The sequence below is a fragment of the Xanthomonas theicola genome (genome assembly GCF_014236795.1).
Classification (GTDB): Bacteria; Pseudomonadota; Gammaproteobacteria; order Xanthomonadales; family Xanthomonadaceae; genus Xanthomonas_A; species Xanthomonas_A theicola.
Genome location: NZ_CP049017.1, coordinates 544,068 through 568,313, shown reverse-complemented (window position 1 = coordinate 568,313; position 24,246 = coordinate 544,068). Strand labels below are relative to the sequence as shown.

Below are 24,246 nucleotides of genomic sequence, written 5' to 3'. Positions count from 1 at the left end.
TTCCCATCACTATTTTTATCCAAAGCTGCGAGTGCCCTCAGGCCTGCGGACACCTCGGAAGTTTGACCAGGCGCAAGCTCGGCTCCCGGAGTGTGATCTCCGAAAAGCTCTGATCCACCATCAATAACTCCGTTTCCATTTCGGTCAAACACGAGAATCCCATCGTCGGCGCTGACCCAACCTGTTCCCTCCTTGACGGAGTTTCCCTCATGATCGAAAAGTACTTTTCCGCTTGCTGAAATTGTCTCAATTCCATCACCATCCAAGTCGAGAACCAAGGGATCCGTAGATCTTCTCCAACCTTTAGATGACTGAAAATTCCCTCCAACCGCGTCAGCAAGCTTTTCATCCAACTCACGATCAAAATGCCTTAAGAGGCCATACCACCATCCAACCAAACCATTAGGGATAGTCTGATCAACGCGGTCGGAGGATGAGGCAAGCCATATCGACCACGCCCACGGCGCTCAGACCCTCGGTTTTTCGCCGTTTCCGGCGCATTTCCGGGGTATTTCCCGGATTACAGGCACACCCTCCCCACGACAGGCAGCAACTGCTTTCGCTTCAGCCACAGGTTCGACAGCGCAAACAGCGTCAGCACTTGCGCCGTGTTCTTCGCCAGGCCGCGATAGCGCACCTTGACGTAGCCAAACTGGCGCTTGATCACCCGGAACGGATGCTCCACCTTCGCCCTCAGGCTGGCCTTGGCGTGCTCCCAGCGCTGTGCCCACTTCAATTCGCGCTTGCTCTTGATCTGCTTCAGCTTCGAGGGCTTCTCCGCGATCAGATAGCGCAGCTTGCGCTTGCTCGCCATCTCCTCGCGCTTGGCCAGCCCGGTGTAGCCGCTGTCGCCGCATACCGTGTCTTCCTTGCCGTGCAGCAGCTTGTGCGCCTGGGTGATATCTGCGGCGTTGGCCGCCGTGCATTCCAAGTGGTGCACCAGCCCGGACTCATCGTCCACGCCGATGTGCGCTTTCATCCCGAAGTAGTACTGATTGCCCTTCTTGGTCTGGTGCATTTCCGGGTCGCGCTCGCCGTTCTTGTTCTTGGTCGAGCTGGGCGCGGCAATGATCGTGGCGTCCACGATGGTGCCGCCGCGCAGGCTCTGGCCCTTGCGCGATAGGTGCGCGTTGACCCGGTTGAACAGCGTGCGCGCCAGATCGTGCGTCTCCAGCAACCGGCGGAAGTTGAGGATCGTGGTCTCGTCCGGCACCTCATCCAACCCGCCGATCCTGGCGAAACGGCGCATCGACGCCGTGTCGTACAAGGCTTCTTCCGCGCCCGGGTCGCTCAGTGCGTACCACTGCTGCAGAAAGTGGATGCGCAGCATTGTCTCCAGCGGGTACGGCTGACGGCCCGGATGGCCCGACTTCGGATAGTGCGGCGCGATCAGCGCCAGCAGGTCTTTCCACGGCACCACCTGATCCATCTCGGCCAGCAACCTTTCGCGCCGCGTCTGCTTGCGCTTGCCGTTGTACTCCGCGTCGCCGAAAGACAATTGCATCGTCGTTGTCCTGTTGGGCTTTGTACGATTGTCGCAGGATCAGAGGGAGTTGTTCAGACCATCCTTAGACAATACCCCGCCAGACTCCGGATCAAAAAGTTTATCCATGGTAAATTTGTCATCAAGCGTAGTCTTCCAGCTAAAAACGCTTGTTCCGACAGTCAATTCAACCTTTGCGGACGGAATCGGACGAGCCATCGGGTCCGTCGGGTTCGGCTCGAACCCACCAGGCTTCAATACAATGCCAACCTGCGAACCCCCTGGCCCCTTGACACTTAATGTGACAGCATCGCCGGAAATCGTATAACCGCCATTGTCATCACGAACAACATTACCCTTCACTGTTACATTACTTCTCCCGGAATTTAGCCCGCCTGAAATTTGAATTTCCCCATCAGTGGAATAGGTAACGCCGGTTGATACGGCCCCACCCAATTCATCAGGCGTATATTTGACAGAGACCTTATCACCAACAGTAGTTATTTTAAGGATGGTCTGAACAACTCCCTCTGATCCTGCGACAATCGTACAAAGCCCAACAGGACAACGACGATGCAATTGTCTTTCGGCGACGCGGAGTACAACGGCAAGCGCAAGCAGACGCGGCGCGAAAGGTTGCTGGCCGAGATGGATCAGGTGGTGCCGTGGAAAGACCTGCTGGCGCTGATCGCGCCGCACTATCCGAAGTCGGGCCATCCGGGCCGTCAGCCGTACCCGCTGGAGACAATGCTGCGCATCCACTTTCTGCAGCAGTGGTACGCACTGAGCGACCCGGGCGCGGAAGAAGCCTTGTACGACACGGCGTCGATGCGCCGTTTCGCCAGGATCGGCGGGTTGGATGAGGTGCCGGACGAGACCACGATCCTCAACTTCCGCCGGTTGCTGGAGACGCACGATCTGGCGCGCACGCTGTTCAACCGGGTCAACGCGCACCTATCGCGCAAGGGCCAGAGCCTGCGCGGCGGCACCATCGTGGACGCCACGATCATTGCCGCGCCCAGCTCGACCAAGAACAAGAACGGCGAGCGCGACCCGGAAATGCACCAGACCAAGAAGGGCAATCAGTACTACTTCGGGATGAAAGCGCACATCGGCGTGGACGATGAGTCCGGGCTGGTGCACCACTTGGAATGCACGGCGGCCAACGCCGCAGATATCACCCAGGCGCACAAGCTGCTGCACGGCAAGGAAGACACGGTATGCGGCGACAGCGGCTACACCGGGCTGGCCAAGCGCGAGGAGATGGCGAGCAAGCGCAAGCTGCGCTATCTGATCGCGGAGAAGCCCTCGAAGCTGAAGCAGATCAAGAGCAAGCGCGAATTGAAGTGGGCACAGCGCTGGGAGCACGCCAAGGCCAGCCTGAGGGCGAAGGTGGAGCATCCGTTCCGGGTGATCAAGCGCCAGTTTGGCTACGTCAAGGTGCGCTATCGCGGCCTGGCGAAGAACACGGCGCAAGTGCTGACGCTGTTTGCGCTGTCGAACCTGTGGCTGAAGCGAAAGCAGTTGCTGCCTGTCGTGGGGAGGGTGTGCCTGTAATCCGGGAAATACCCCGGAAATGCGCCGGAAACGGCGAAAAACCGAGGGTCTGAGCGCCGTGGGCGTGGTCGATATGGCTTGCCTCATCCTCCGACCGCGTTGATCAGACTATCCTTAAGCGAACTCGGCAACCCCTTTACAGCAGCCATATAAACTCCATGTGTTGAAAATAAAATTAAGTTCCAATCGACGCTGATAATAATGCCATCGGATTTACATCACACCCAACCCAAACCAATTTATCTTTCCCGAAAAGACTCTGCGCTGTGGCGCCCAATGGGATCCAATAAATAATTAATAATCCTCCTTTTCCCCGTCTTAATCTCGGCACTCAAACTCATTCCCGCACTCATCCTAACTTTTACTCCCTCAACATCTAAAATGTCGCCATTGAGCTTGATCCGCGCCGGAAATACCAAACCAAGCTTCTCGTCCTGCGCCGCATCGTGCGACACGCTGGCCACGGTGCCGGTCAGGTAGCCATAGCGGGTGTAGGGAAAACTCTCGATCTTCACCGTCACCGGCTGGCCCGGCCGCAGGAAGCCGATGTCCTTGTTCAACACCGTGGCCTCCACCTCCAGCGCCTCTTCGACCGGCACCACCACCAGCAGCGGCTGCGCCGGCGTCACCACGCCGCCCACGGTGTGCACCGCCAGTTGCTGGACCGTGCCGTCCACCGGGGCGCGCAATGCCATCTGTTCGTCGCGCCGCTCCGTCTTGGCCACGTCCTGCGCCAGCTGCCCCGCCTGCTCGCTCGCCTCGCGCACCGCGTCCAATGCCTGCCGCCGGGTCTCGGTCAGCAGCATGCGCCGTTCTTCCTGCGCCGCGCCCAGCGCCGAGCCGATCTCCTGCAGGCGGTTGCGCTGGGTGGCCAGCTGGCTTTCCGCCGCGATGCGCTCCTGTTCGCGCAGCAGGTATTCGTGGCGCCCCACGTACTTGCCTTCGACCAGGCGCCCGTAGTCGTCCGCGCGCACTTTGGCGATGCGGGCGGATTCTTCCAGCGGACCGATCGCCTCCTGCGTGGTGCGCAGTTCCGCCTGCCGTTGCGCGATGCTCGCCTGCAGGTGGTGGCGGTGGGCCTGGAAGGCGTCGTACTGGCTGACGACTAGTTGCTGCTCGGTTGCAATGCGCTCGGCGTCCAAATCAGGCGCTGGATCCAACCGCGGCGGCCGGCCATCGACGATCGCACGGGCAAGCGCCGACTGCCGCAGGACGGCCAGGCGCGCATTGACCAGGGCACCGCCGGCCTGCACGAACTCCGCGCCGGTTGCGGTCGCATCGAGCTCGATCAGCAGCTGGCCCCGCTTCACCGTCTGCCCATCGCGCACCAGAATCCTGCGCACCACCGCTGTCTCTGCCGTCTGCACCACCTTGGTCCTCGAATCGACCACGGTCTTGCCCGGCGCGACGGCGACGATGTCCAGCTGGCCCAGGCACGCCCACAGCAGCGCGGTGCAGAACAGCGCGATGATGATCCGCATGCTCCAGCGCGCCGTGGGCGAGGCCGGGGTTTCGGTCAGCTCCAGGTGCGCGGGCAGGAACGCGCGCTCGTCCGCCGTCCGGTGCGGCGCATCCAGTTGCTTGCGCAGGGACCAGGCCGACGTGAAGACGTCGACGTAGCGACGCAAGACGTCGCGCCATCCCTGCAGCCGATGCGTCATGGCGCCCCCTGCTGAAGCCGGAACAGGTGTGCGTAATGGCCGTCCGGGCGGGCCACCAGTTCCTCGTGCGAGCCGCTTTCCACGAGGCGCCCTTTTTCCACCACCACGATCCGGTCGGCCCGGCGCACCGTCGACAGGCGGTGGGCGATGATCAGCACCGTGCGCCCCTTGCAGATCGCCCGCATGTTGCGCATCACCGCATGCTCGGACGCGTAGTCCAGGGCGCTGGTGGCCTCGTCGAGGATCAGGATCCGGGGGTCGGTGATCAGCGCGCGGGCGATGGCGATGCGTTGCCGTTGCCCGCCGGACAGCCCCGCGCCGTGCTCGCCCACCTTGGTGTCGTAGCCTTCGGGCAGTTCCACGATGAACTCGTGCGCGCCGGCCAGCGTGGCGGCGTGGATCACGCGCTCCAGCGGCAGCCCCGGGTCGCACAGGGCGATGTTCTCGCGCACGCTGCGGTTGAACAGGAAGTTCTCCTGCAGCACCACGCCCAGTTGCCGCCGCAGCCAGGCCGGGTCGGCCAGTGCCAGATCCTGGCCGTCGATCAGCACCCGCCCGCGCTCGGGGGTGTAGAGCCGCTGCACCAGCTTGGTCAGCGTGCTCTTGCCCGAGCCGGAACGCCCCACGATGCCGAGTACCTCGCCAGCGCCGATCTCCAGGTCGATGCCGTTCAGCACTTCCGGCGCATCCGGACGGTAGCGGAAGCCGACCCGTTCGAACGTGACCTGGCCACGGATCGGCGGCAGCGCCAACCGGCTGCCGGGCACCTCGGTGCGGGTGTTCAGGATGTCCCCCAGCCGCTCCACCGAGATGCCGACCTGCTGGAAGTCCTGCCATAGCTGCGCCAGCCGGATGATCGGCGCGGTCACCTGCCCGGACAGCATGTTGAAGGCGATGAGCTGGCCGACCGACAGCGTGCCTTCGATCACCCGTTTCGCGCCCCAGAACAGCACCGCCACCGCCACCAGCTTCTGCACCAGCTGTACGCCCTGCTGGCCCAGCGTCGCGATCCGGGTGACGTTGAAGCCCGCGCTCACGTAGCCGGCCAGCTGGTTGTCCCAGGTCCGCGTGACCCGCCGGTCCACCGCCATCGCCTTGACCGTCCCGATGCCGCTGACGGTCTCGACCAGAAACGACTGGTTGTCCGCTCCCCGCGCGAACTGCTCGTTGAGGCGGCCGCGCAGCACCGGGGTGATGGCCGCCGAGATCAGCGCATACACCGGCAGCGACAGCACCACGATCAAGGTCAGCCAACCGCTGTACCAGCACATCACCGCAAGAAACACCACCGTGAACAACAGGTCCAGCACCGAGGTCAGGGCCTGCCCGGTCAGGAAGTTGCGGATGTTCTCCAGTTCGCGGACGCGGGCGATGGTGTCGCCCACCCGCCTGGACTCGAAGTAGGCCAGCGGCAGCCCCAGCACGTGCCGGAACAGCCGGGCCCCCAGCTCGACATCGATCTTGCTGGTGGTATGCGCGAACACGTAGGTGCGCAATCCCGACAGCACCACCTCGAACACCGCGATCGCCACCAGCCCGATGGCGATGACGTCCAGCGTGGTCAGGCCCTGATGCACCAGCACCTTGTCCATGACCACCTGGAAGAACAACGGGGTCACCAGCGCGAACAGCTGGATGAACAAGGACACCACGAATACTTCCAGCATCAGCCGCCGGTACTTGACCAGCGCCGGGATGAACCAGCTGACATCGAACTTGGCCAGCTCCCCCAGCACCGACGCGCGCGAGGCGACCTGGAGCAGCCTGCCCGCGTAGCGCGCCTGGAACTCGGCGCTCGAGAGCGTGCGCGGACGGCGCTCGGCCAGGTCGTGGATCAGGATCCGATCGTCCTGGGCCTGGGCGAGGATGAAAGGCGCGCCCTCCGGGACCAGCGCCAGCGCGGGCAGGGTCGCCAGCGCAAGGCGGTGCGCCGGCTGTGCCACCACCTTGGCCTTGAGCCCCAGCTTGCGGGCCGCCAGCAGCAGCGCCACCTCGTCGAAGGGCGCGCCGCCGCGGCCGCCGTCATGCGCCAGTTGCGCCGCATCGGCCGCGATCCCGTGGAACTGCGCCAGCAGGACCAAGCCCTGCAGGGCCAGATCGGGTGCCTCGGATGCGGACCGAGCGCCTTCCACCAACCCAGGCGCGGCATTTCCCCCTGACATTTCGCGTTCCTTGCGGGGCCCGTCGAGGCCGCTTCAGGCCAATATCTTGCGCGAGGAAGATGACTGTCAAGCGGTTTCCAGCCCGATTGCTTATGATTTTTCAGCATAAGACCTGCGCTCTTGCCTGAATACGCAGGCACCGTTGCCACCGCGGTCGCCGCTGGTGTGCCGATCGCAACCGTGATCGGCCAGCGCCAGGGCTGGCCGATGCCTTTCTGGTTCGTCGCGGCCATCGGTCTGGTGTCGCTGCTGGCGATGGCGGCCACCTTGCCGCGCAGGATCGACATCGCGCCGGCCGGCGGCCTCATCGAGCAGGTCAAGGTGCTGGGCAGCGGACGCCTGCTGATCGCGTTCGGCATGAACGTCTGTGCCTGGGGCGGCACCTTCGTCGCCTTCGCCTATCTGCCCAGCATCCTAGCCGACATCACCGGCGTCGGCCCGAACGGCGTGGCGTGGATGCTGGCCCTCTACGGGGTCTCGGTGATCGTCGGCAATGTCCTGGGCGGGCGCGTCTCCGACAAGGCCGTGGTGCCGGCGCTGGCGTTGATGCTCGGCGCGCAGTCGGCGGCCCTGCACCGTGCGGATCAGCGCGACGCGGCGGAGGTTTCCCTGCCAGGAATGCCTACGCGGATGCGCTGCGAGAAGTCGGCGCCGGCGCCGGCCTGGCGGGCGCGTTCGCCGATGCGCCCGCGGGCCTGCAGCGTGGCCAGCGCGTCGCCGGGCACCAAGCCGTGCTGCGCATGGACATAGGACGGCAGATAGCCGGACCGCCGCCGCTAGTCCAGCGGCAACTGCGGCTCGAGCTTGCGCACCAGTTCGAACACGATGGTGGTGCAGTTGCTGGTGGCGGTGTCGTAGAACGGCGGCCGGCGCCGCAACTGCTGCGCCGGCGCCACGTCGCCCTGGAACAGCTGGCGCAGCCGCGCGCGCGGGAGGTTCAGACGATACAGCTACACGTCCTCGCCGCGCACGTTGCTGCGCACCGCGAGGATATCGCGCCCGTCGGCGGCGACCATGACCTGTTCGAATTGCGGAAGAACCCGGCCAGCGCCGGGAACGATTCGCCGCGCTCCTTGCCGATCTCCAGTGAGAACACCACCCGGCGGCCGTCGTCGAAGCCGAACGAGACCAGGGTGTGGGCGATCGCAGGGCCCATCCAGTCGGACAGCGCCAGGTCCGCCACGGCCAGTCGGTCCAGATCGTGCTGGCGGGTTTCCCAGCGCGGCGTGTCGTCGCTGCCGCTGCACCAGGCGAAGTTGCGCACGTTGCGCAGGGTGACGATGCGGCCGTCGACCTGCGGCGGCGCCTGCGCCACGTCGTCGGCCCGGTCGCAGTTCTGCTCGGGCAGCAACTGCGACCAGCCCAGGCCCAGGCCGGCGCAGGCGATGGCGAAGATCAGCGGCAGCACGCGGTAGTCGCGGGAGTGCCACAGGCCCCACAGTGCGGCGGCGGCCATTGCCGCCCACAGGATCGCCGAGGCATAGCGCACCAGCGCGCCGGTATGCGGCAGGCCGGCGAGGAACAGCCCGCCCCAGACGCCGGCCACCACGATCGCCAGGGCGGCCGCGGCGCGCGCCAGCCGCGCCGGCCAGCGCCGGTGCGCGGCCGCGCGGTCCTGCGGCTGCCGGGAGCGGACGCTCATCGCGCGGCGGCCGCCACCGGCGCCGGCGCGGTCAGCGCATGGCACAGCAGCCACCAGCCGCGCAGCGCCAGCGCCTTGCGTTCGGCGCCGTCCTGGCCGCGCTGGCACGCGCCGAGCATGTCCAGCAGCAGGACCAGGTCGCCGATGTCCAGGTCCTGGCGGCATCGGCCGGCGTCGATGCCGCAACGCAGCAGCGGCGCCAGGACCGCCGTCAGGCGCGCGCGCGCCGCTTCGACCGCGGGATGGTCGCGCGGCATCGAGCGCCAGTAGTCCGACAGCGGCGCGGACATCGCGATGTGCTCGGCGATGTCGCGCAGCAGCAGGAACAGCCCGTCCGGGCGCACCCCGATGTCGCGCGCGCAGCACTCCAGCCCGTCCAGGCCGCGCTCGAGCAGCGCCAGCATCAGCGCGGGGCGGTCGGCGAAGTGGCGGTACAGCGTGGCGCGGCCCAGGCCCGACCGCTCGATCACCCGTTCCAGCGGCGCCAGCACGCCGTGCTCGCAGAACACTTCGTCGGCCGCGTCGAGCAGCAGGTGGCGGCGTTGGGCGGCGTCGGCGCGGAGATCCATGCCGGGGATTATCGGACAATTTTGTCCGATCGCGGAAGTCCCGCCGGCCCGATCGCGACCGGCGCCCACGGCAGCCGCACCGGCCGGGCGCGCCGAGGGCAGATCCGGCCCGCCTCAACCGGTGTTCTGCACGCCCTGCGAGACGCCGTTGACGCAGGCCACCAATGCCCGCAGCAGGTCCTCGTCCTCGCCGCCGGTGACGCGCCAGCGCTGCAGCAGGTCCACCTGCAGCACGCTGATCGGATCGATGTAGGGATTGCGCAGGCGGATCGACAGTGCCAGGCGCGGGTCGTGCTGCAGCAGCGCCGACTGCCCGGTCAGCGACTTCACCCAGCTTTTGGTCAGCGCCAGTTCGTCGCCGATGCGCGGGAAGAAGCGCGCATGCAGCGGCCCGGCCAGGCGCGAGAACATCTCGGCGATGTTGAGGTCGCCCTTGGACAGCACCATCGCGATGTCGTCGAGGAAGGTGCGGAAGAACGGCCAGTCGGCGGCCATCTCGCGCAGCGTGTCCTCGTGGCCGGCCGCGACCGCCGCGCGCAGCCCGCTGCCGACGCCGTACCAGCCCGGGATCACCGCGCGCGCCTGGCTCCACGCGAACACCCACGGAATCGCGCGCAGGTTCTGCAGCGCCGCATCCTGGCCCAGCCGCCGCGACGGCCGCGAGCCCAGCGTCATCCGCTCGATCACGTCGATCGGCGTGGCCAGGCGGAAGTAACGCATGAACTCCGCATCGCCGACGAAGCTGCGGTAGGCGGCGGTGCTGTGCTCGGCGACGAGGTCCATCACCGGCCGCCACGCCTGCTCGCGCGCATCCGGTGCGCGTGGGCGCAGGCTCGACAGCAGCACCGCGCCGGTCATCTGTTCCAGCGAGCGCAGCGCCAGCGCGCGGATGCCGTACTTGCGATGGATCACCTCGCCCTGCTCGGTGACCCGCAGCCGGCCGTCGACGCTGCCGCGCGGCGCCGCCTCCAGCGCGCGCGTGGTCTTGCCGCCGCCGCGCACGATCGAACCGCCGCGGCCATGGAAGAAGGTCAGGCGGATGCCGAGTTCGGCCGCCGCCTCGAGCAGTTCCACCTGCGCGCGCTGCAGGCCCCAGCGCGAGGCGGCGATGCCGCCGTCCTTGCCGCTGTCCGAATAGCCGAGCATCACCATCTGCACGTCGTCGCGCGCGGCCAGGTGGCGGCGGTAGACCGGATCGGCCAGCAGCTCGCGCAGGACCGCGGTGCCGCCGCGCAGGTCGTCCACGGTCTCGAACAGCGGCACGATGTCCAGCGGCACCGTGCCGTCGGCGGCGACCAGGCCGCCGCGCCGTGCCAGCGCGAGCACGATCAGCATGTCGGCGCGGCTGTGCGCCATGCTGACGATGTAGCTGCCCAGCGCATCGGCGCCGTGGCGTGCGCGCGCATCGGCGAGCGCGGCGAACACCGCGTCCAGGCGCGCGTTGCCGGCGTCCTCGGGCGCCGCCGGCAGGGTCCGCTCGCCGCCGGCATAGGCGCCGAGCGCGCGGGCGCGCTCGGCGGCCGGGCGCGCGTCCCAGTCGTCCTCGCCCAGCGCGGCGGCGACCGCGCGCGCATGCACGCTGGACTCCTGGCGCAGGTCCAGGCGCGCCAGGTGGAAGCCGAAGCTGCGCACCCGCCACAGCAGGCGGCGCACCGCGAACCAGCCGGCGTGCAGGCCCTTGTTGGCCTGCAGGCTGTCCAGGATCAGCGCAAGGTCCTGCTCCAGTTCGGCCGGCGCGGCATAGGCGCCCGGGGCATCGTCCAGGGTGGCCCGCAGCCGCGCGCGCATCAGATCGTTGAACAGCCGGTACGGCATGTCGCCATGGCGTGGGCGCGAGCGCGCCGCGGCCTCGGGCAGCAGTTGCCGGTAGCGTTGCAGCTGCGCCAGCAGCGGCGCGCTGACCGCCACCAGCGTGGTCGACTGGCTGAGCAGGCTGGCCAGCCGCCACAGTTCCTTCAGATAGCGGTCCAGCACCGCGCGGCGCTGCGCATCGAGCGTGGCGGTGATGGTGGCCGCATCCACGTTCGGATTGCCGTCCATGTCGCCGCCGACCCAGGTGCCGAAGCGCAGCAGGCGCGGCAGCGGCAGCGGCGCCCCGTAGGTTTCCTCGATCGCCTGCTCCAGGGTCTCGTACATCACCGGGACCACCCGGTACAGCACCTGGGTCAGGTAGAAGCCGACGTGCTTGCGTTCGTCTTCCACCGTCGGCCGCACCGGCGAGGAGTCGGCGGTCTGCCACGACGCGGTCAGCGCCATGCGCAGGCGCGCCGCATCGGTGGCGCGTTCGCCGGGCGTGCGCATGCCGTCGAGGTTGTCGACCAGGCTGGCCACCATCAGTTGCTCCTTCTCCAGCAGCGCGCGGCGCACCGCCTCGGTCGGGTGCGCGGTGAACACCGGCTCCACGTCGATGCGCGGCAGCCACTGGCCCAGTTCCTGCGCGCTGACGCCCTGCGCCTTGAGCCGGCGCAACGCATCGTGCAGGCCGTCCGGCTGCGGCGCGCCGGCGCTGTTGCGCTGGTAGTCGCGGCGGCGGCGGATGCGGTGCACCCGCTCGGCGATGTTGACCACCTGGAAATAGGTGCTGAAGGCGCGCACCAGCGCCTCCGCGGCGCACGGCGCGCGGCCCTCGAGCTGCGCGCTCAGCGAGGACGGCGGCGCATCGCTCTGGCGGCGGGCGATCGCGGTGGTGCGGATGGTTTCGATCTCGTCGAGGAACTCCGCAGACACCTGCTCGGCGAGCAGGTCGCCGACCAGCGCCCCCAGTCGGCGTACGTCGTCGCGCAAGGGGATATCGGGCGTGGCAAACACGATATTGCTGCGGTACTCGTTCATCGGCAACGCACGACTCGGCAGGAGAGGCGCGGCAAGACTAACCCAAAGTATTCGTCGCTCGCCTGCCGCGGCGACGGTTTCAACGCGAACCATCGCGTTCCCCCGCCGTGGCGACGATGGAACGGCGCACGCGCGACTGGGCCGCCTGTCGCTTGCCGCTGCAACCGTCGCCGGACAGCGCCGGCCGCGCTCAACGGCGCGGCTGGCGCACCGGCCGCGGCGGCGACGCTGGCCCCAGGTAGGTCCGCAGCCAGCGCTCGCTCTCGGCCAGCATCTGCAACACCGATTCGCGCGCGCGGTAGGCATGCGCCTCGTTGGGCAGGATCACCAGCCGCGCGGTGCCGCCGTTGCCCTTGATCGCCGCGTACATGCGCTCGCTCTGGATCGGGAAGGTGCCGGCGTTGTTGTCCTCGGCGCCATGGATCAACAGCAGCGGATCCTTGATCCGGTCGGCGTAGTTGAAGGGGGACATCGCCTGGTACACCGGCTGCGCCTGCCAGTACGTGCGTTCCTCGGACTGGAAGCCGAACGGGGTCAGCGAGCGGTTGTAGGCGCCGCTGCGGGCGATGCCGGCCTTGAACAGGCGGGTGTGCGCAAGCAGATTCGCGGTCATGAAGGCGCCATAGGAATGCCCACCGATGGCGATGCGCGCGCGATCGGCGACGCCGCGCCGCACCACCTCGTCCACCGCCGCCTGCGCGTCGGCGACCAGTTGCTCGACATAGCTGTCGTTCGGCTCGCGCTCGCCTTCGCCGACGATCGGCATCGACGGATCGTTGAGCACCGCATAGCCCAGCGCCAGGAAGGCCTGCGGTCCCCAGTAGCCGATCGCGTTGAAGCGGTACGGCGAGTCGGTGACCTGGCTGGCGGCGTCGGCCGACTTGAAATTGCCGGGGTAGGCCCACATCAGCAGCGGCAGCGGGCCGTCGCGCTTGGCGTCGTAGCCGGGCGGCAGCAACAGCGTCGCGGTCAGTTCCACCCCGTCCTGGCGCCGGTAGCGGATCTGTTCCTTGTGCGCCCCGCGCAGTTGCGGGGTGGGATCGGCGAAATGGGTCAAGGCCACCGGCCGGGACGCATCGCCATCGTCGATGCGGTAGTAGTTGAGCGGCTGCTGCGGCGACTCGCGGGTGATCAGCAAACGCCGGCCGGCCGTATCCAGCACCGCCTGCGGTGCCTCGTAGTACGGCGCCTGCGACTGGAACAGGCGGGTGCTGCGGCGCGTGTCCAGGTCGTAGCGGTCCAGGAACGGACGATCGCCCTGCGGCGAGGCGCCCTCGCCCTGCAGGAACAGGCTGTGGCCGTCGTCGGCCACCAGCAGCCGCGCATTGCCGGCCGCATCGCTGACCGTCACCGGCGTGCCCGGGTCGCCGTAGCGGTCCTCCCGCGAGCGCTGCACCAGCAGTTGCGGGGCCTGCCCGGGATGGTCGGGCGCCACCCGCCACTGCCTGCGCTGGCGCGTCTTCCACCAGAACTCGTCGATCAGCGCCAGGTCGCCGCGGCCCCAGGCGATGCCCTCGAAGCGCGTCTGCAGCCGCATCAGCGTGCGCGGCGGCTCGGCGAACGGCGCGGCCTGCAGCATCACCGCATCGCGGATCGGCGCGGCACGCGCCGGATCGCCACCGTCCTGCGCCTCGGCCCAGATCAGCGTCGCCGGCGCATCGCTGCGCCAGTCGATCTCGCGCACGCCGGTGCGCACCGCGTCGTTGCCGGTGGGCAGGCCTTCCGCCAGCGGCAGCTGCGCCACGCTGTGCACCAGCCTGCCGTCGCGATCGAGCACCTCGATCGCACGCGGGAAGCCGCTGGCTGGCACCAGATAGGAGAACGGTCGCTGCAGGCGCTGCGCCAACAGATAACGGCCGTCGGGCGATGGCGCCAGCGACAGGTACAGGTCCGGCGCGGCGATGCGCCGCACGCTGCCCTCGACATCGACCAGCGCCGGCTGCGCGCGCAGCTGGTAGTCGAACTGGCGCGCGTCGGCCTCGCTCTTGAGCAGATCCTGGTAGGTGCGCAGTGCGCTGCCGCCGCCGCCGGCGGTCTGCTGGACCGCCGGCCCGGTTGGCACGGCGTCGCTGGCCGGCGCCGGGCCCTGCGCCTGCGGCTGCAGCAACACCAATAATTGGCGGCTGTCCGGCATCCACGCGTAGCTCCTGCCGACGATGGTGTTGAGCCGCTCGGCCACGCGCCGCGCCCGGCGCTGGGCGACGTCCACCACCCACAGCTCATTGGCGCCGCTGCGCGCGTCGACCCGGTTGAACGCCAGGTGGCGCTGGTCCGGCGCCCATGCCAGGCCGGCGATCGACAACGGCGACGGCAGCCCGTCGATGGCCAGTTCGCGGCCGTCGGCGACCTGCAGCAGCCACAGCCTGTCGCCGAAGACGAAGCGGCTCCAGGAGCGGGTGCGCGGATGGATGCGCATCCCGGCCAGCTTCAGTTCCGGCTGTGCCACCTCGGCGATGCTCGCCAGCGTCGGCACCTGCAGCATCGCCGCCAGATCGCGGTGCGGCCCCAGCAGCAGCTGCGGCGGGCGCGGCGCATCGACGATCGCCTGCAGCGGCGCCGACGGCAGCTGGTAGCCGGCGTCCGTGGCGGCGGCGTCCGCAGCGTCCGCACCCGGCGCCACGCCGCCCGCGGCCAGTCCCGCGCACAGCAGCGCACGCAACGGTGCGGTGTCGCGGCGGCGCGGGTGGCTGGTCTGGTTCATGTGCGTCCCTCGATCCCGGCAAAACGGTGACGGTAGCAGCTGCCGCCTTCGCCGCCCCGTGTCGATGGTTGGGCCGGCGTGCGCCGCGTCCCAGGGCGGCGCGCCGGTTCAGGCGCCGCGCGCCGCAGCCGCTATAATCGGTTCCCTCCGCCGAGGGGCGCTGCGACCGTGTCGATGCGGGCTTCCCGCCTCCAGACCCGGCCAGGCTCGGCGGCAGGCTTGAGCGACAACGGCGCCCGGACCTTCGCGAGTTTTTTCTCGCCATTGACCGGAGCCATATCGATGAACGCTGCACTCAAGAACGTTTCCGCACAGGGCGACTACAAGGTCGCCGACATCTCCCTGGCCGATTGGGGCCGCAAGGAACTGGACATCGCCGAGCACGAGATGCCGGGCCTGATGGCGATCCGCCGCCAGTACGCCGCCGCCAAGCCGCTGGCCGGCGTGCGCGTGACCGGCTCGCTGCACATGACCATCCAGACCGCGGTGCTGATCGAGACGCTGAAGGACATCGGCGCCGACCTGCGCTGGGCCTCGTGCAACATCTTCTCCACCCAGGATCACGCCGCCGCGGCGATCGCCGCCACCGGCACCCCGGTGTTCGCCTGGAAGGGCGAGACCCTGGAGGAATACTGGGACTGCACCCTGGCCGCGCTGACCTTCACCCTGGCCGACGGCACCCAGACCGGCCCGCAACTGGTGGTGGACGACGGCGGCGACGTCACCTTGCTGATCCACAAGGGCTACGAGCTGGAGAACGGCTCCAAGTGGGTGGACGAACCGGCCTCCTCGCACGAGGAACAGGTCATCAAGAACCTGCTCAAGCGCGTGGCCGCCGAGCGCCCCGGCTACTGGACCCGCGTGGTCGGGGACTGGAAGGGCGTGTCCGAGGAAACCACCACCGGCGTGCACCGCCTGTACCAGTTGGCCGAGGCCGGCACCCTGTTGGTGCCGTCGATCAACGTCAACGACTCGGTGACCAAGAGCAAGTTCGACAACCTGTACGGCTGCCGCGAGTCGCTGGCCGACGGCCTCAAGCGCGCGATGGACGTGATGCTGGCCGGCAAGGTCGCCGTGGTGTGCGGCTACGGCGACGTCGGCAAGGGCTCGGCGCACAGCCTGCGCGCCTACGGCGCGCGCGTCATCGTCACCGAGATCGACCCGATCTGCGCGCTGCAGGCGGCGATGGAAGGCTTCGAGGTCAACACCGTCGAGGACAGCCTGGGCCAGGCCGACATCTACGTCACCACCACCGGCAACAAGGACATCCTGCGCATCGAGCACCTGACGCGGATGAAGGACCAGGCCATCGTCTGCAACATCGGCCACTTCGACAACGAGATCCAGGTCGAGGCGCTGTACAAGTTCCCCGGCATGCGGAAGATCAACATCAAGCCACAGGTGGACAAGTTCGTGTTCCCGAACGGCAACGCGATCTTCCTGCTGGCCGAGGGCCGCCTGGTCAACCTGGGCTGCGCCACCGGCCATCCCAGTTTCGTGATGTCCAACAGCTTCGCCAACCAGACCCTGGCGCAGATCGACCTGTGGCGGAACAAGGACAGCTACGAAAAGCAGGTCTACCGCCTGCCCAAGAAGCTGGACGAGGAAGTGGCGCGCCTGCACCTGGAAAAGATCGGCGTGAAGCTGACCAAGCTGACCGGCGAACAGGCCGCCTACCTCGGCGTGTCGGTCGATGGCCCGTACAAACCGGAGCATTACCGCTACTGAGCGGCCGCCGGCCTGGGGTCGATACGTCGTGCGGCGCAAGGCGCCCGACGTGTTTCACACTCGACGCGCCCGCCGCCGCATCGGGCGGTCAACGCTGGACGCCGGCGTCGGGCGTGTAGATCGATACCTGCGTGCGGCTGCGCGCGCTGTACGGTTGCCGTGTCCAACTGCTCCATCGCGCAGACAGGCGCAAGCCGGCGATGTGCGCCATCAGATCCAGTTCGGACGGCCAGACATAGCGCCTGCGCTCGGCGAAGATACGCGTGCCGGCCTCACCCGCCACCACCACACGCTGGTCGATGCGCTGCAGCACCGGGTCGGCCTGGGAGCACAGCAGCATGACCGCGGCGCCTTCGCTATCTTCGCCCGGTACATCGAGTACCCGGCTCACCTTGCCGTCGGTATCGAAGGCCTCGGCGCCCGGAACGGCGGTCTGGATCACCAGCGATCCATCGACGGCCAGGCATCGGCCGGCGTTGACGATGCAACGCAATTGCTCGGCCTGCGTGAGCAGGTAGCCTAACGAAAACACGGCATAGATCAGCCCGAATGGTCCGGGCAAAGGCATCTCGACAAAATCGGCGCAGACCAGTTGCAAGCGCTCGCTGCCCGGCTTGGCGCGCAGCTTGTCCAGCATCGCGGGCGCGTTGTCGATTCCCGCGACCGGCACGCCATGCTGCGACAGTGGCAAGGCAATACGACCGGTGCCGATGCCGAGTTCGAGCGACGCACGCCCGGCGGCGAGTTCGGCCAATGTCTGCACGCACTGCTGGGTCGCATCCGCAGGCCACTGATCGTGCCAGTCGTCGTAGAACGCGGCGAAACGGTTGTACTGGTGTGTGGCGATCACGCGCATCGGCTCGCTACTGGAACTGGCACGACGATAACATGAACCAGATCACACATCACCGCACCGCTACGTACTGTCGGTGGACCCATGGCGCATTGCACGATCCTTTGGTTTGGCCATATGACTATTGGTTTTGCGCTTGACCCGTCCATTGCGGCCATGCATGCTCTGCATGCTCCTGAAACACCTATTCGACGGGAGCGCGCTCGTCCCATTGGAAATCGTCCCATTCAGAAGGAATATCGGCATGAAACGCCTTTTTGATTCGCTGGCACGTTGGGTCCAGGCACTCGGTGGCCGCAAGCTCGGCTATATCTACTCCTACTGACCCATCCACCCGGGCAGCTGGCGCCGTTGTAGAGAGGAGGCACGACGCCTCCTTTCGTAGAGTCTGCGCGCGGACAGCGCCCACCGCTCGGCCGCATCGCGGCGCACGCTGCATTACCGGTACCAGCAGCCCAGGCCAATCGATGCGAGCCAGCTCGATCCGCCGCGTTCCGCCCGGCCCCCGAGGGCATTGGGCGCTCGGCAATCGTGCCGCATTCTCCGACGATCCGCTGGCGTTCCTGCAGGCGTGCGCGCGCGACCACGGCGACGTCGTCAGGATCGCCGAACGCACCTATCTGGTTGCCGAACCGGCATTGATCGGCGAGGTGCTCGGCGACGACGGCGAACGCCATGGGAAGTGCGATCCGGATCCCAGTCAACGCCGTGCCGCGTTCCCCGCGTCGGTCATGAACAGCGTCGGCAAGGACTGGCGCCAGAAGCGACAACGGTTGCAGCCGGCATTCCGCTCGGCGCTGGTGCGGGACTATGCCGCGCAAGCAGTTGCGGCCACGCAACCATTGCTGCAGCGCTGGGCGCAGCCGGGCGATGCGATGGACATGCGCGTACTGATGACCGAGGTGTGCGCGCAACTGGGCGCCGGCTTCCTGCTCGGCGATCCGTCGCAGTCTCCCCACCTTTCGCAGATGCTGCCGATGGTGGACGCGATCATGCAGCAGACGCGCAGCCAGTCCAGGCATCCGTGGTGGTGGCCGACACCGGGCAACCGGCGCCTGCGCCGCGCGCGCGACGAGTTGGATGCGGCACTGGACCGAATCCTGGCGCATTGCCTGGACACCCCGCCAAGCGCCGCGTCGGTCTTGGACCTGCTGCTGGCCGAGGATCCGCAAGGCCGCAGTCGGTGGTGCCGGGACGAGACAGCGGCCATGCTGATGTCCGCGCTGGAGCCGATGGCCGCCGGCCTGGCCTGGACCTTGCTGTTGCTGGCGCAGCACCCGCAGACCGCGCAGGCCTTGGCGGACGAGGCCGGTGCGGCGCTGGATGCGGACGCTCTCCCCGGCGCCGACGTGATCGAGCGGTTGCCGCTGGCCAAGGCCTGCGTGAAAGAGGCGATGCGGCTGTATCCGCCGGCATGGATGACCGCCAGGATCGCGCAACGCGCGACCACGCTGAGCGGCTTCGATGTCCCGGCCGGCACGCAACTGGTGGTGAGCCAATGGGTCGTACACCGCGATCGGCGCAACTTTTCCGATCCCGACGCCTTCGTTCCCGAACGCTGGCTGCACGGCGCGCGCATCCAGCCGCTGCCGCGCTATGCCTATTTCCCGTTCGGCGGCGGCCCCCGAAGCTGTATCGGCAGCATGCTGGCGATGACCCAGATGACCGTGGTGATCGCCTGCGTGCTGCACGCCTTCGCGCTGCGACTGGCTCCGGACGCGCGCCCGTCGCCCTTCCCCGCGCTGGTACTGCGGCCGCTCGATGTACGCATCGCGTTGCTGCCGCGCCCGGCGGGCGCAGCGGGCATGTCGCAGGCATGGCCGCGCCCTTCTCCCTCCGTTTCGGACATCCCGCATGGCTGACGTGGCCGCTCCGATGAAATCACGGGAATACGCAAACCGCTTCTTCGACTCCACCGTGTGGAACGATGTCGTCTTCCGCGACGACGACATCGTGATCGCCAGCTACGCCAAGGCAGGGACGACCTGGCTGCAGCAAATCGTCGCCCAGCTGATCTTCGGCGGAAAGGCCCGCATCGACGTCTCGGCCATCTCGCCCTGGGTCGATGGCGTGCACCCGGACAAGGCAAGCAAACACGCACTGCTCGCGGCGCAGACGCATCGGCGTTTCATGAAGACGCATTTGCCGGCCGATGCGCTGGTGTTCTGCGAGCGCGCCAAGTATCTGTACATCGGCCGCGATGGGCGCGACATCGCCTTCAGTCTGTACGATCACCAATGCGCGGTCAGCCAGGACGCCCAGGCGCGCCTGGATGCGGGCGGCGAAGGCGCGGGCAGGCTTCGCGTCGTGCAGCCACCGAGCCTGCCGATGACGGACTACGTGGCGCACTGGCTGGAACGCGACGGCGCGCCGTTCTGGCCATTCTGGGAAGGCGTACGCTCCTGGTGGGAGCTGCGGACACGGTGCAATGTACTGATGCTGCACTATGCCGATCTGCTCGACGATCTTCCCGGCCAGGCGCGGCGGATCGCGGCATTTCTCGATATCCAGGTCCGGCCCTCCGCTTGGAACGCCATCCTGGCGCACTGTCGCTTCGACTACATGCGCATGCACGCGGCGCGCTATGTGCCGCAGGGCGCAGGGCTGTGGCGCGATGGCGGCAAAGCGTTCTTCAACCGGGGCCGCAATGGACGCTGGCGCGAGGTGCTGGCGCCGGCGGTCAGTGCAGCCTACGAGCGGCGCGCGCACCAGCTACTGGGTGCGGACGGCGCACGCTGGCTGGCGCATGGGCAGGCGGGAGGCGCATGACGCTGCAGGTGATCGGCGCCGGCCTCGGGCGTACCGGCACATTGTCGCTGAAGCTGGCGCTGGAGTACCTCGGACTCGGCCGCTGCTACCACGCGATGGAGTTGGCGGCGAATCTGCGGCATGCGTTGCCGCGATGGAATGCGGCGATCGAGGGACGCCCGGACTGGGACGCGATCTTTGCCGGCTATAGCGCGACGACCGACTACCCAGGTTGCTGCTTCTGGCCGGAACTGGCGGCTCACTGGACGCAGGCCAAGGTGATCCTGACCGTGCGCGACCCCGACGCCTGGTTCGACTCCGTGCAGGCGACGATCTTCGCGACGGACGACCGCGCCCCGTCGCTGTTCGGCAGCGACGGCCAGAAGCTCAGCCGGTTCCTGCGACGCGACATGGGCCAGCATCTCGGCGAGCGCGCCTTCATGACCGACTACTTCCAGCGCTGGAACCAGCGCGTGATCGACCGCGTACCGAAGGAGCGCCTGCTGGTGCTCACCGCCGACGAGGGCTGGGACAGGCTGTGCGGCTTCCTGGGCCTGCCGGTACCGCAGGTGCCCTATCCCCGCGTGCATGCGCGCGAAGGCGGCGGGCAGGCGCGTCCGCTCCCGACCGACCCGGCGCTGGTCGAGCAACGCCTGCGCGCCTACCTGGAACAGCTCGCAACCACGGCGTTCGCATCCTCGGACCGCCTATGAGCGGGATGCGCCGCGGACACGCACGGAAGCCATCGCGGCGCATCGCCGCACGCCCATCAAGGCAACGCCAGCATGGGCACCCGCCCGGCGGCAGCGCCTATTGCCGCCAGTTGGCATTGCGCTCCCAGAACGCCACGCTGCGCCGGTACGCCTCGCGGTCCAGCGCGACGCCCGAGCCGCCTTCCTCCACGCCCAGCGCATTGCGCAGCATCGTGATCGGCGCCATCGGGATCTGCTGCGGTTCGGCGGTGTAGAGGCAGCCGACCACGCCCCAGTCGGCCGCGATCGGCACGCCCTCATGCGCCAGTTGCTCGCGGCTGTAGAGGATGGGCAGCAGGTATTGGGCGACTGGCGGCTCGACGCCTTCGAACCAGCGCACCAGCACCGGCAGCTCCTGCCCGCTGCGCGCCTCGTAGCCGGAGCGCAGCAGGTGGCGGTTGGCAGCGGTGATCGGCATGGTCAGGCAACGGGTCGCGGTCCAGTTGCGGTGCACGTGCAACTTGCAGAATGGCGCATAGCCGTCCAGCACTTGCAGCGGCGCGGTGTTGTTGAGATGGCGCTCGAAGTGCGCCGGCGTGCAGTCCTGGATCGCGTTGCGGCGCTGGTCGCGCGGGAACAGGCGGGTGCGGGCGAAAGGGGTGAGGACGATGGACATGGCCGGTGCGGGCACGAGGACGGCCAAGCGTAGCGCGCCCGGCGGGCAATGCACAGCGCCGAAAACCGCGCGCATGCGGCGGACGGCAGGCATCGGCACCAACGGTTCCGCAGTGCCTCCTACAGGGTGCCCCGCCGAACAGCCGTACCGTACGCGCTGCAGCCCCGCCTGTGTGGACCGGCGGTGGCGCGGTGTTGCGCGCGCCATGGCAATCCCGCGCAGGTACGGCGCCTGCTACGGATGCGCCAGCGCATGGTCGATTCGGATAGAAGGCATCGCGCGTCGTCGTGCGGCTGTGCATGCGCTTTGGGACGGAGACTTTAGCATCGGGCAACGCAAGGCGTTGCGCATATGCAGCGACGTGGCGGCTCGGCAGGCATGCAACGTACGCATGGCGCGCCGCATCGATGCCCGCATGCATCTGCATCGCTCCGGCACGCAGCGAACACCAGCGGCGCGCGGCCTGCAAGCGCCCGTAGGGGGCAGACCGGCAGCCGCCGCTTGCGCAAGCGCATGCACCCTACGCTGTCCGCGCAACGCCGGCATTGCGCTGCATCGCCATGTTTCACCTCCCGGGCGGAACCGGATCCCGCTTTGCATCGACCAATGCAATGAATACCTATCTAGGGAAGGTCTGAACAACGTTCCAGACCACATACATTCCGGCATCTTGAACGCCAGGAACGCGTAAAGCGGGTTTGTCGGACGAGGTTTTGCGCTTTTCTGGCGACGTATCCCGCGCCAGGCAGCATTCCCCCCTGGCCGGCAGCAACTGCCGGCGCGCCATCCATCGATTGGAGAGCGCAAACAACGTCAGCACCTGCGCCGTGTTCTTGGCTAGGCCCCGATAGCGGACCTTGGTGTAACCGAACTGGCGTTTGATCACCCGGAATGGATGCTCCACCTTCGCGCGTACGCTGGCCTTGAAGTGTTCCCAACGCGTTTGCCGGGCACGCTCGCGTTGATTGCCGATGGCTTGGATCGTCGAGGGTCTGGCGGCAATGAAGAATGCTGCCTTGCAGTTTTGCAGTTCGTCGCGTTTGTCCGCACCGCTATCGCCGCTATCGCCGAACACGCTGTCTTCTTTGCCATGCAGCAAGGCGTGCGCCACCGTGACATCGGCGACATTGGCGGCCGTGCAACGGACCTGGTGCACCAACCCGGAAAACGCATCCACGCCGATGTGCGCCTTCATCCCGAAATACCACTGATTGCCCTTCTTGGTCTGATGCATCTCAGGGCGCCACTTCGGGAAGTCGCTGGGCAGCGCTGGCCACTGACAGCCGGTGCGCAGCAGGTACAGCACCGCGCACCACACGTCCTACAGATCCACGGTCCGTGGCTTGGTACGCTTGCGCGCCTGCTCCAGAATGGGGCGGATCTGCTCGAACCGCTCCCGGCTCATGGCACTCGGATACGTCTTTGTGCGCATCCGCAGAGTTTGCACTACCCGGGAAAGATCGTGAACAGGTTCTTACGCAGCACGCCGAACGTGCGGTTAGCCTCGGCCGGCTTGTAGGCCAACTTCTCCATCAGCCCGGCAATATCGGGCCGCTTCACGTCATGCACTTTCTTGCGACCCAGCAACGGGATGATGTTGCGGTCGATGACGCCCTGATAGCCACGCTGCGTGCTGAGCTTGTTGCGCCTCTTGGAGTAGTCCTCCATGAACTTCTTGCACAAGTCGGCCATCGTGGGCGCCTTGCGTGCCTCGGCTTTGGCACCACCGGGGTCGCCGCCCCGGCGAACCTCGGCAAGCCACTCCTGCGCAAGCGAGCGTGCCTGTTCGACGGTCAGTTCCCCGAACAGACCCAGCGAGGGCTTGCGCGTCTGCCCCGAGATTGTCCGGTACTGGAGCATGAACACTCGGCGACCAGTCGGGGTAATCTTGCAGAAGAAGCCGGGCACCACTGTATCCCGTAGTTCGACATCCTTTGCCTGGGGTCGCGCCGACTCTACGGCGGTCTTGGTAAGCTTGATCTTAGCCATGATGACTCCTCGGAACGCCTCGGATTCCAAGAGCCAAATAGGAGCGGCGCGAGGGAAAACCGGGGCAGGTTTCAGAAAGCACCGGCATATGATGGATGCGCGTAATTTATTGATAAACCTACTGTATCGAGCTACGACGCAGTCAGCGAATTACCGGGCTGGAGTCATCCTGAAACAAAAAAACGCGGCGCAAGCGCCGCGTTCCCGCGTACTGCTGGAGCCGCGAATCAGCCGGCCTTGGCGACCGTCTTCTTGGCCACGGCCTTTTTCGCCGCCGGGGCCTTGACCACCGACTTCTTGGCGACCGGCGCAGTTGCGCCCACCGCCACCTTGTTCACGCTGTGCGCGCGCGAATTGCCATAGCTGGCGTTGTAGCGCTTGCCCTTGGCGGTCTTGCGGTCACCCTTACCCATGCTCATCGACTCCTGAATGTTGTGCGAAATCCCCGCGCGATGCACGGGTTTGGCGAGGCCAGCGGGTCGGCGCCCTCGCGCAAGGGCGGCAAGCCTACCACGTGCGCTCAGTGGGCGCAGCTGGCGTCGTGCAGATGGCCGTGATTGAGCCGCAGGTTGAGCAGGTGCGCCAGCCCGACCAGGGTGCCGCCAAAGGTCATGACCGCCGCATGCGCGGCCACGGCATGGTGCAGCGCAGGCACCAGGATGCCGAGCCACAGCGACAGCAGGCCCAGCAGCAGCAGGCCCAGCGCCTGCCAGGCGCGGTGCCGACGGTAGCCCAGGACCAGGCTGAACAGGCCCAGGCAGGTCACGAACAGCACCAACGTGCGTTCCACGCCATCGCCCAGCCACACCGACAGGCCCAGCGACGGCAGCAGCGCCAGCGCCAGCGGCAGCAGCGCGCAATGCACCGCACACAGCAGCGAACCGGTGGCGCCCAGGCGGTCGAGCAATGCGCGCAGATCAAAGGTTTGCATGACTTCCAGCACAGTGGTGATT

General features: G+C 67.3%; 17 protein-coding genes, 4 pseudogenes and 1 riboswitch. Of the genes and pseudogenes, 6 read left to right on the top strand and 15 right to left on the bottom strand.

Going from position 1 to position 24,246, the window contains the following annotated elements; all coding sequences use genetic code 11:
• Positions 1–520: 520 nt before the first annotated feature.
• Positions 521–1,504: an IS5 family transposase gene (locus G4Q83_RS02525; RefSeq protein WP_185817191.1), complete on the bottom strand. Its 984-nt coding sequence runs from the start codon at positions 1,502–1,504 to the stop codon at positions 521–523.
• A gap of 39 nt (positions 1,505–1,543) precedes the next feature.
• A complete protein-coding gene (locus G4Q83_RS02520; protein ID WP_185817328.1) occupies positions 1,544–2,062 on the bottom strand; it encodes a hypothetical protein in 519 nt (172 codons plus the stop codon).
• Between G4Q83_RS02520 and G4Q83_RS02515 the strand changes: the two genes are divergently transcribed.
• Positions 2,057–3,040: an IS5 family transposase gene (locus tag G4Q83_RS02515; RefSeq protein ID WP_185817191.1), complete on the top strand. Its 984-nt coding sequence runs from the start codon at positions 2,057–2,059 to the stop codon at positions 3,038–3,040. The genes G4Q83_RS02520 and G4Q83_RS02515 overlap by 6 nt on opposite strands.
• A gap of 239 nt (positions 3,041–3,279) precedes the next feature.
• Here G4Q83_RS02515 and G4Q83_RS02510 read toward each other — a convergent pair whose 3' ends face one another.
• Positions 3,280–4,701 carry an HlyD family type I secretion periplasmic adaptor subunit gene (locus G4Q83_RS02510; RefSeq protein ID WP_185817327.1) on the bottom strand — a complete coding sequence of 474 codons (1,422 nt, stop codon included), beginning with the start codon at positions 4,699–4,701 and terminating at the stop codon, positions 3,280–3,282.
• A complete protein-coding gene (locus G4Q83_RS02505) occupies positions 4,698–6,863 on the bottom strand; it encodes a type I secretion system permease/ATPase (RefSeq protein WP_128421906.1) in 2,166 nt (721 codons plus the stop codon). Before G4Q83_RS02505 ends, G4Q83_RS02510 begins: the two co-directional genes overlap by 4 nt.
• A 120-nt stretch (positions 6,864–6,983) precedes the next feature.
• Between G4Q83_RS02505 and G4Q83_RS02500 the strand changes: the two are divergent.
• Positions 6,984–7,409 (top strand): annotated as a pseudogene (locus G4Q83_RS02500) (MFS transporter); the annotation flags it as partial.
• Positions 7,410–7,447: 38 nt separating this feature from the next.
• Here G4Q83_RS02500 and G4Q83_RS23990 read toward each other — a convergent pair.
• From G4Q83_RS23990 to G4Q83_RS02480, 4 genes and pseudogenes are all read right to left on the bottom strand, one after another.
• Positions 7,448–8,505: pseudogene (locus G4Q83_RS23990) on the bottom strand (Lnb N-terminal periplasmic domain-containing protein).
• Positions 8,502–9,074, bottom strand: a complete 573-nt coding sequence (locus G4Q83_RS02490; RefSeq protein WP_128421326.1) for a TetR/AcrR family transcriptional regulator — start codon at positions 9,072–9,074, stop codon at positions 8,502–8,504. Before G4Q83_RS02490 ends, G4Q83_RS23990 begins: the two are co-directional and overlap by 4 nt.
• A gap of 114 nt (positions 9,075–9,188) precedes the next feature.
• Positions 9,189–11,906: a phosphoenolpyruvate carboxylase gene (ppc, locus tag G4Q83_RS02485; RefSeq protein ID WP_128421325.1), complete on the bottom strand. Its 2,718-nt coding sequence runs from the start codon at positions 11,904–11,906 to the stop codon at positions 9,189–9,191.
• A 190-nt stretch (positions 11,907–12,096) separates the two neighbouring features.
• Positions 12,097–14,607 (bottom strand): S9 family peptidase, encoded by a 2,511-nt coding sequence (locus G4Q83_RS02480; protein WP_128421324.1) that lies wholly within the window; start codon positions 14,605–14,607, stop codon positions 12,097–12,099.
• A gap of 146 nt (positions 14,608–14,753) precedes the next feature.
• A riboswitch (S-adenosyl-L-homocysteine riboswitch) is annotated at positions 14,754–14,852 on the top strand.
• 37 nt (positions 14,853–14,889) lie between these two features.
• Here G4Q83_RS02480 and ahcY point away from each other — a divergent pair.
• Positions 14,890–16,335 carry an adenosylhomocysteinase gene (gene ahcY / locus G4Q83_RS02475; RefSeq protein ID WP_128421323.1) on the top strand — a complete coding sequence of 482 codons (1,446 nt, stop codon included), beginning with the start codon at positions 14,890–14,892 and terminating at the stop codon, positions 16,333–16,335.
• A gap of 88 nt (positions 16,336–16,423) precedes the next feature.
• Here the strand turns inward: ahcY and G4Q83_RS02470 are convergent, their stop codons facing one another.
• Positions 16,424–17,191, bottom strand: a complete 768-nt coding sequence (locus tag G4Q83_RS02470; RefSeq protein ID WP_128421322.1) for a class I SAM-dependent DNA methyltransferase — start codon at positions 17,189–17,191, stop codon at positions 16,424–16,426.
• Positions 17,192–17,742: 551 nt separating this feature from the next.
• Between G4Q83_RS02470 and G4Q83_RS02465 the strand changes: the two genes are divergently transcribed.
• Genes G4Q83_RS02465 through G4Q83_RS02455 form a run of 3 tightly spaced genes read left to right on the top strand, consistent with a single transcriptional unit; the run spans position 17,743 to position 20,649 of the window.
• Positions 17,743–19,050: a cytochrome P450 gene (locus tag G4Q83_RS02465; protein WP_249027558.1), complete on the top strand. Its 1,308-nt coding sequence runs from the start codon at positions 17,743–17,745 to the stop codon at positions 19,048–19,050.
• Complete coding sequence (locus tag G4Q83_RS02460; RefSeq protein ID WP_128421320.1) at positions 19,043–19,957, top strand: sulfotransferase domain-containing protein; 915 nt, start codon at positions 19,043–19,045, stop codon at positions 19,955–19,957. Before G4Q83_RS02465 ends, G4Q83_RS02460 begins: the two co-directional genes overlap by 8 nt.
• The gene (locus tag G4Q83_RS02455) at positions 19,954–20,649 is read left to right on the top strand and encodes a sulfotransferase family protein (protein ID WP_128421319.1); all 696 of its coding nucleotides are present in this window, start codon (positions 19,954–19,956) and stop codon (positions 20,647–20,649) included. The genes G4Q83_RS02460 and G4Q83_RS02455 overlap by 4 nt, the downstream gene beginning before the upstream one ends.
• A 97-nt stretch (positions 20,650–20,746) precedes the next feature.
• Here the strand turns inward: G4Q83_RS02455 and G4Q83_RS02450 are convergent, their stop codons facing one another.
• From G4Q83_RS02450 to G4Q83_RS02425, 6 genes and pseudogenes are all read right to left on the bottom strand, one after another.
• Positions 20,747–21,304, bottom strand: a complete 558-nt coding sequence (locus G4Q83_RS02450; RefSeq protein ID WP_128421318.1) for a DUF3228 family protein — start codon at positions 21,302–21,304, stop codon at positions 20,747–20,749.
• A gap of 754 nt (positions 21,305–22,058) precedes the next feature.
• Positions 22,059–22,544 (bottom strand): annotated as a pseudogene (locus G4Q83_RS02445) (IS5 family transposase); the annotation flags it as partial.
• Positions 22,545–22,736 (bottom strand): annotated as a pseudogene (locus G4Q83_RS02440) (transposase); the annotation flags it as partial.
• A 14-nt stretch (positions 22,737–22,750) separates the two neighbouring features.
• Entirely contained in the window at positions 22,751–23,293 is a 543-nt protein-coding gene (locus G4Q83_RS02435) for an Arm DNA-binding domain-containing protein (RefSeq protein WP_425480342.1), read from the bottom strand.
• A 227-nt stretch (positions 23,294–23,520) separates the two neighbouring features.
• Positions 23,521–23,706, bottom strand: a complete 186-nt coding sequence (locus tag G4Q83_RS02430) for a 30S ribosomal protein THX (protein ID WP_128421826.1) — start codon at positions 23,704–23,706, stop codon at positions 23,521–23,523.
• A 107-nt stretch (positions 23,707–23,813) separates the two neighbouring features.
• On the bottom strand, positions 23,814–24,224 hold the full coding sequence (locus tag G4Q83_RS02425; RefSeq protein ID WP_128421825.1) for a MerC domain-containing protein: 411 nt from the start codon (positions 24,222–24,224) through the stop codon (positions 23,814–23,816).
• Positions 24,225–24,246 lie beyond the last annotated feature (22 nt).

Coding starts and splice junctions, on each gene's coding strand:
- G4Q83_RS02525 (WP_185817191.1), bottom strand. CDS start 1,504: ATGCAATTGTCTTTCGGCGACGCGGAGTACAACGGCAAGCGCAAGCAG.
- G4Q83_RS02515 (WP_185817191.1), top strand. CDS start 2,057: ATGCAATTGTCTTTCGGCGACGCGGAGTACAACGGCAAGCGCAAGCAG.
- G4Q83_RS02510 (WP_185817327.1), bottom strand. CDS start 4,701: ATGACGCATCGGCTGCAGGGATGGCGCGACGTCTTGCGTCGCTACGTC.
- G4Q83_RS02505 (WP_128421906.1), bottom strand. CDS start 6,863: ATGTCAGGGGGAAATGCCGCGCCTGGGTTGGTGGAAGGCGCTCGGTCC.
- G4Q83_RS02490 (WP_128421326.1), bottom strand. CDS start 9,074: ATGGATCTCCGCGCCGACGCCGCCCAACGCCGCCACCTGCTGCTCGAC.
- ppc (WP_128421325.1), bottom strand. CDS start 11,906: ATGAACGAGTACCGCAGCAATATCGTGTTTGCCACGCCCGATATCCCC.
- G4Q83_RS02480 (WP_128421324.1), bottom strand. CDS start 14,607: ATGAACCAGACCAGCCACCCGCGCCGCCGCGACACCGCACCGTTGCGT.
- ahcY (WP_128421323.1), top strand. CDS start 14,890: ATGAACGCTGCACTCAAGAACGTTTCCGCACAGGGCGACTACAAGGTC.
- G4Q83_RS02470 (WP_128421322.1), bottom strand. CDS start 17,191: ATGCGCGTGATCGCCACACACCAGTACAACCGTTTCGCCGCGTTCTAC.
- G4Q83_RS02460 (WP_128421320.1), top strand. CDS start 19,043: ATGGCTGACGTGGCCGCTCCGATGAAATCACGGGAATACGCAAACCGC.
- G4Q83_RS02455 (WP_128421319.1), top strand. CDS start 19,954: ATGACGCTGCAGGTGATCGGCGCCGGCCTCGGGCGTACCGGCACATTG.
- G4Q83_RS02450 (WP_128421318.1), bottom strand. CDS start 21,304: ATGTCCATCGTCCTCACCCCTTTCGCCCGCACCCGCCTGTTCCCGCGC.
- G4Q83_RS02435 (WP_425480342.1), bottom strand. CDS start 23,293: ATGGCTAAGATCAAGCTTACCAAGACCGCCGTAGAGTCGGCGCGACCC.
- G4Q83_RS02430 (WP_128421826.1), bottom strand. CDS start 23,706: ATGGGTAAGGGTGACCGCAAGACCGCCAAGGGCAAGCGCTACAACGCC.
- G4Q83_RS02425 (WP_128421825.1), bottom strand. CDS start 24,224: ATGCAAACCTTTGATCTGCGCGCATTGCTCGACCGCCTGGGCGCCACC.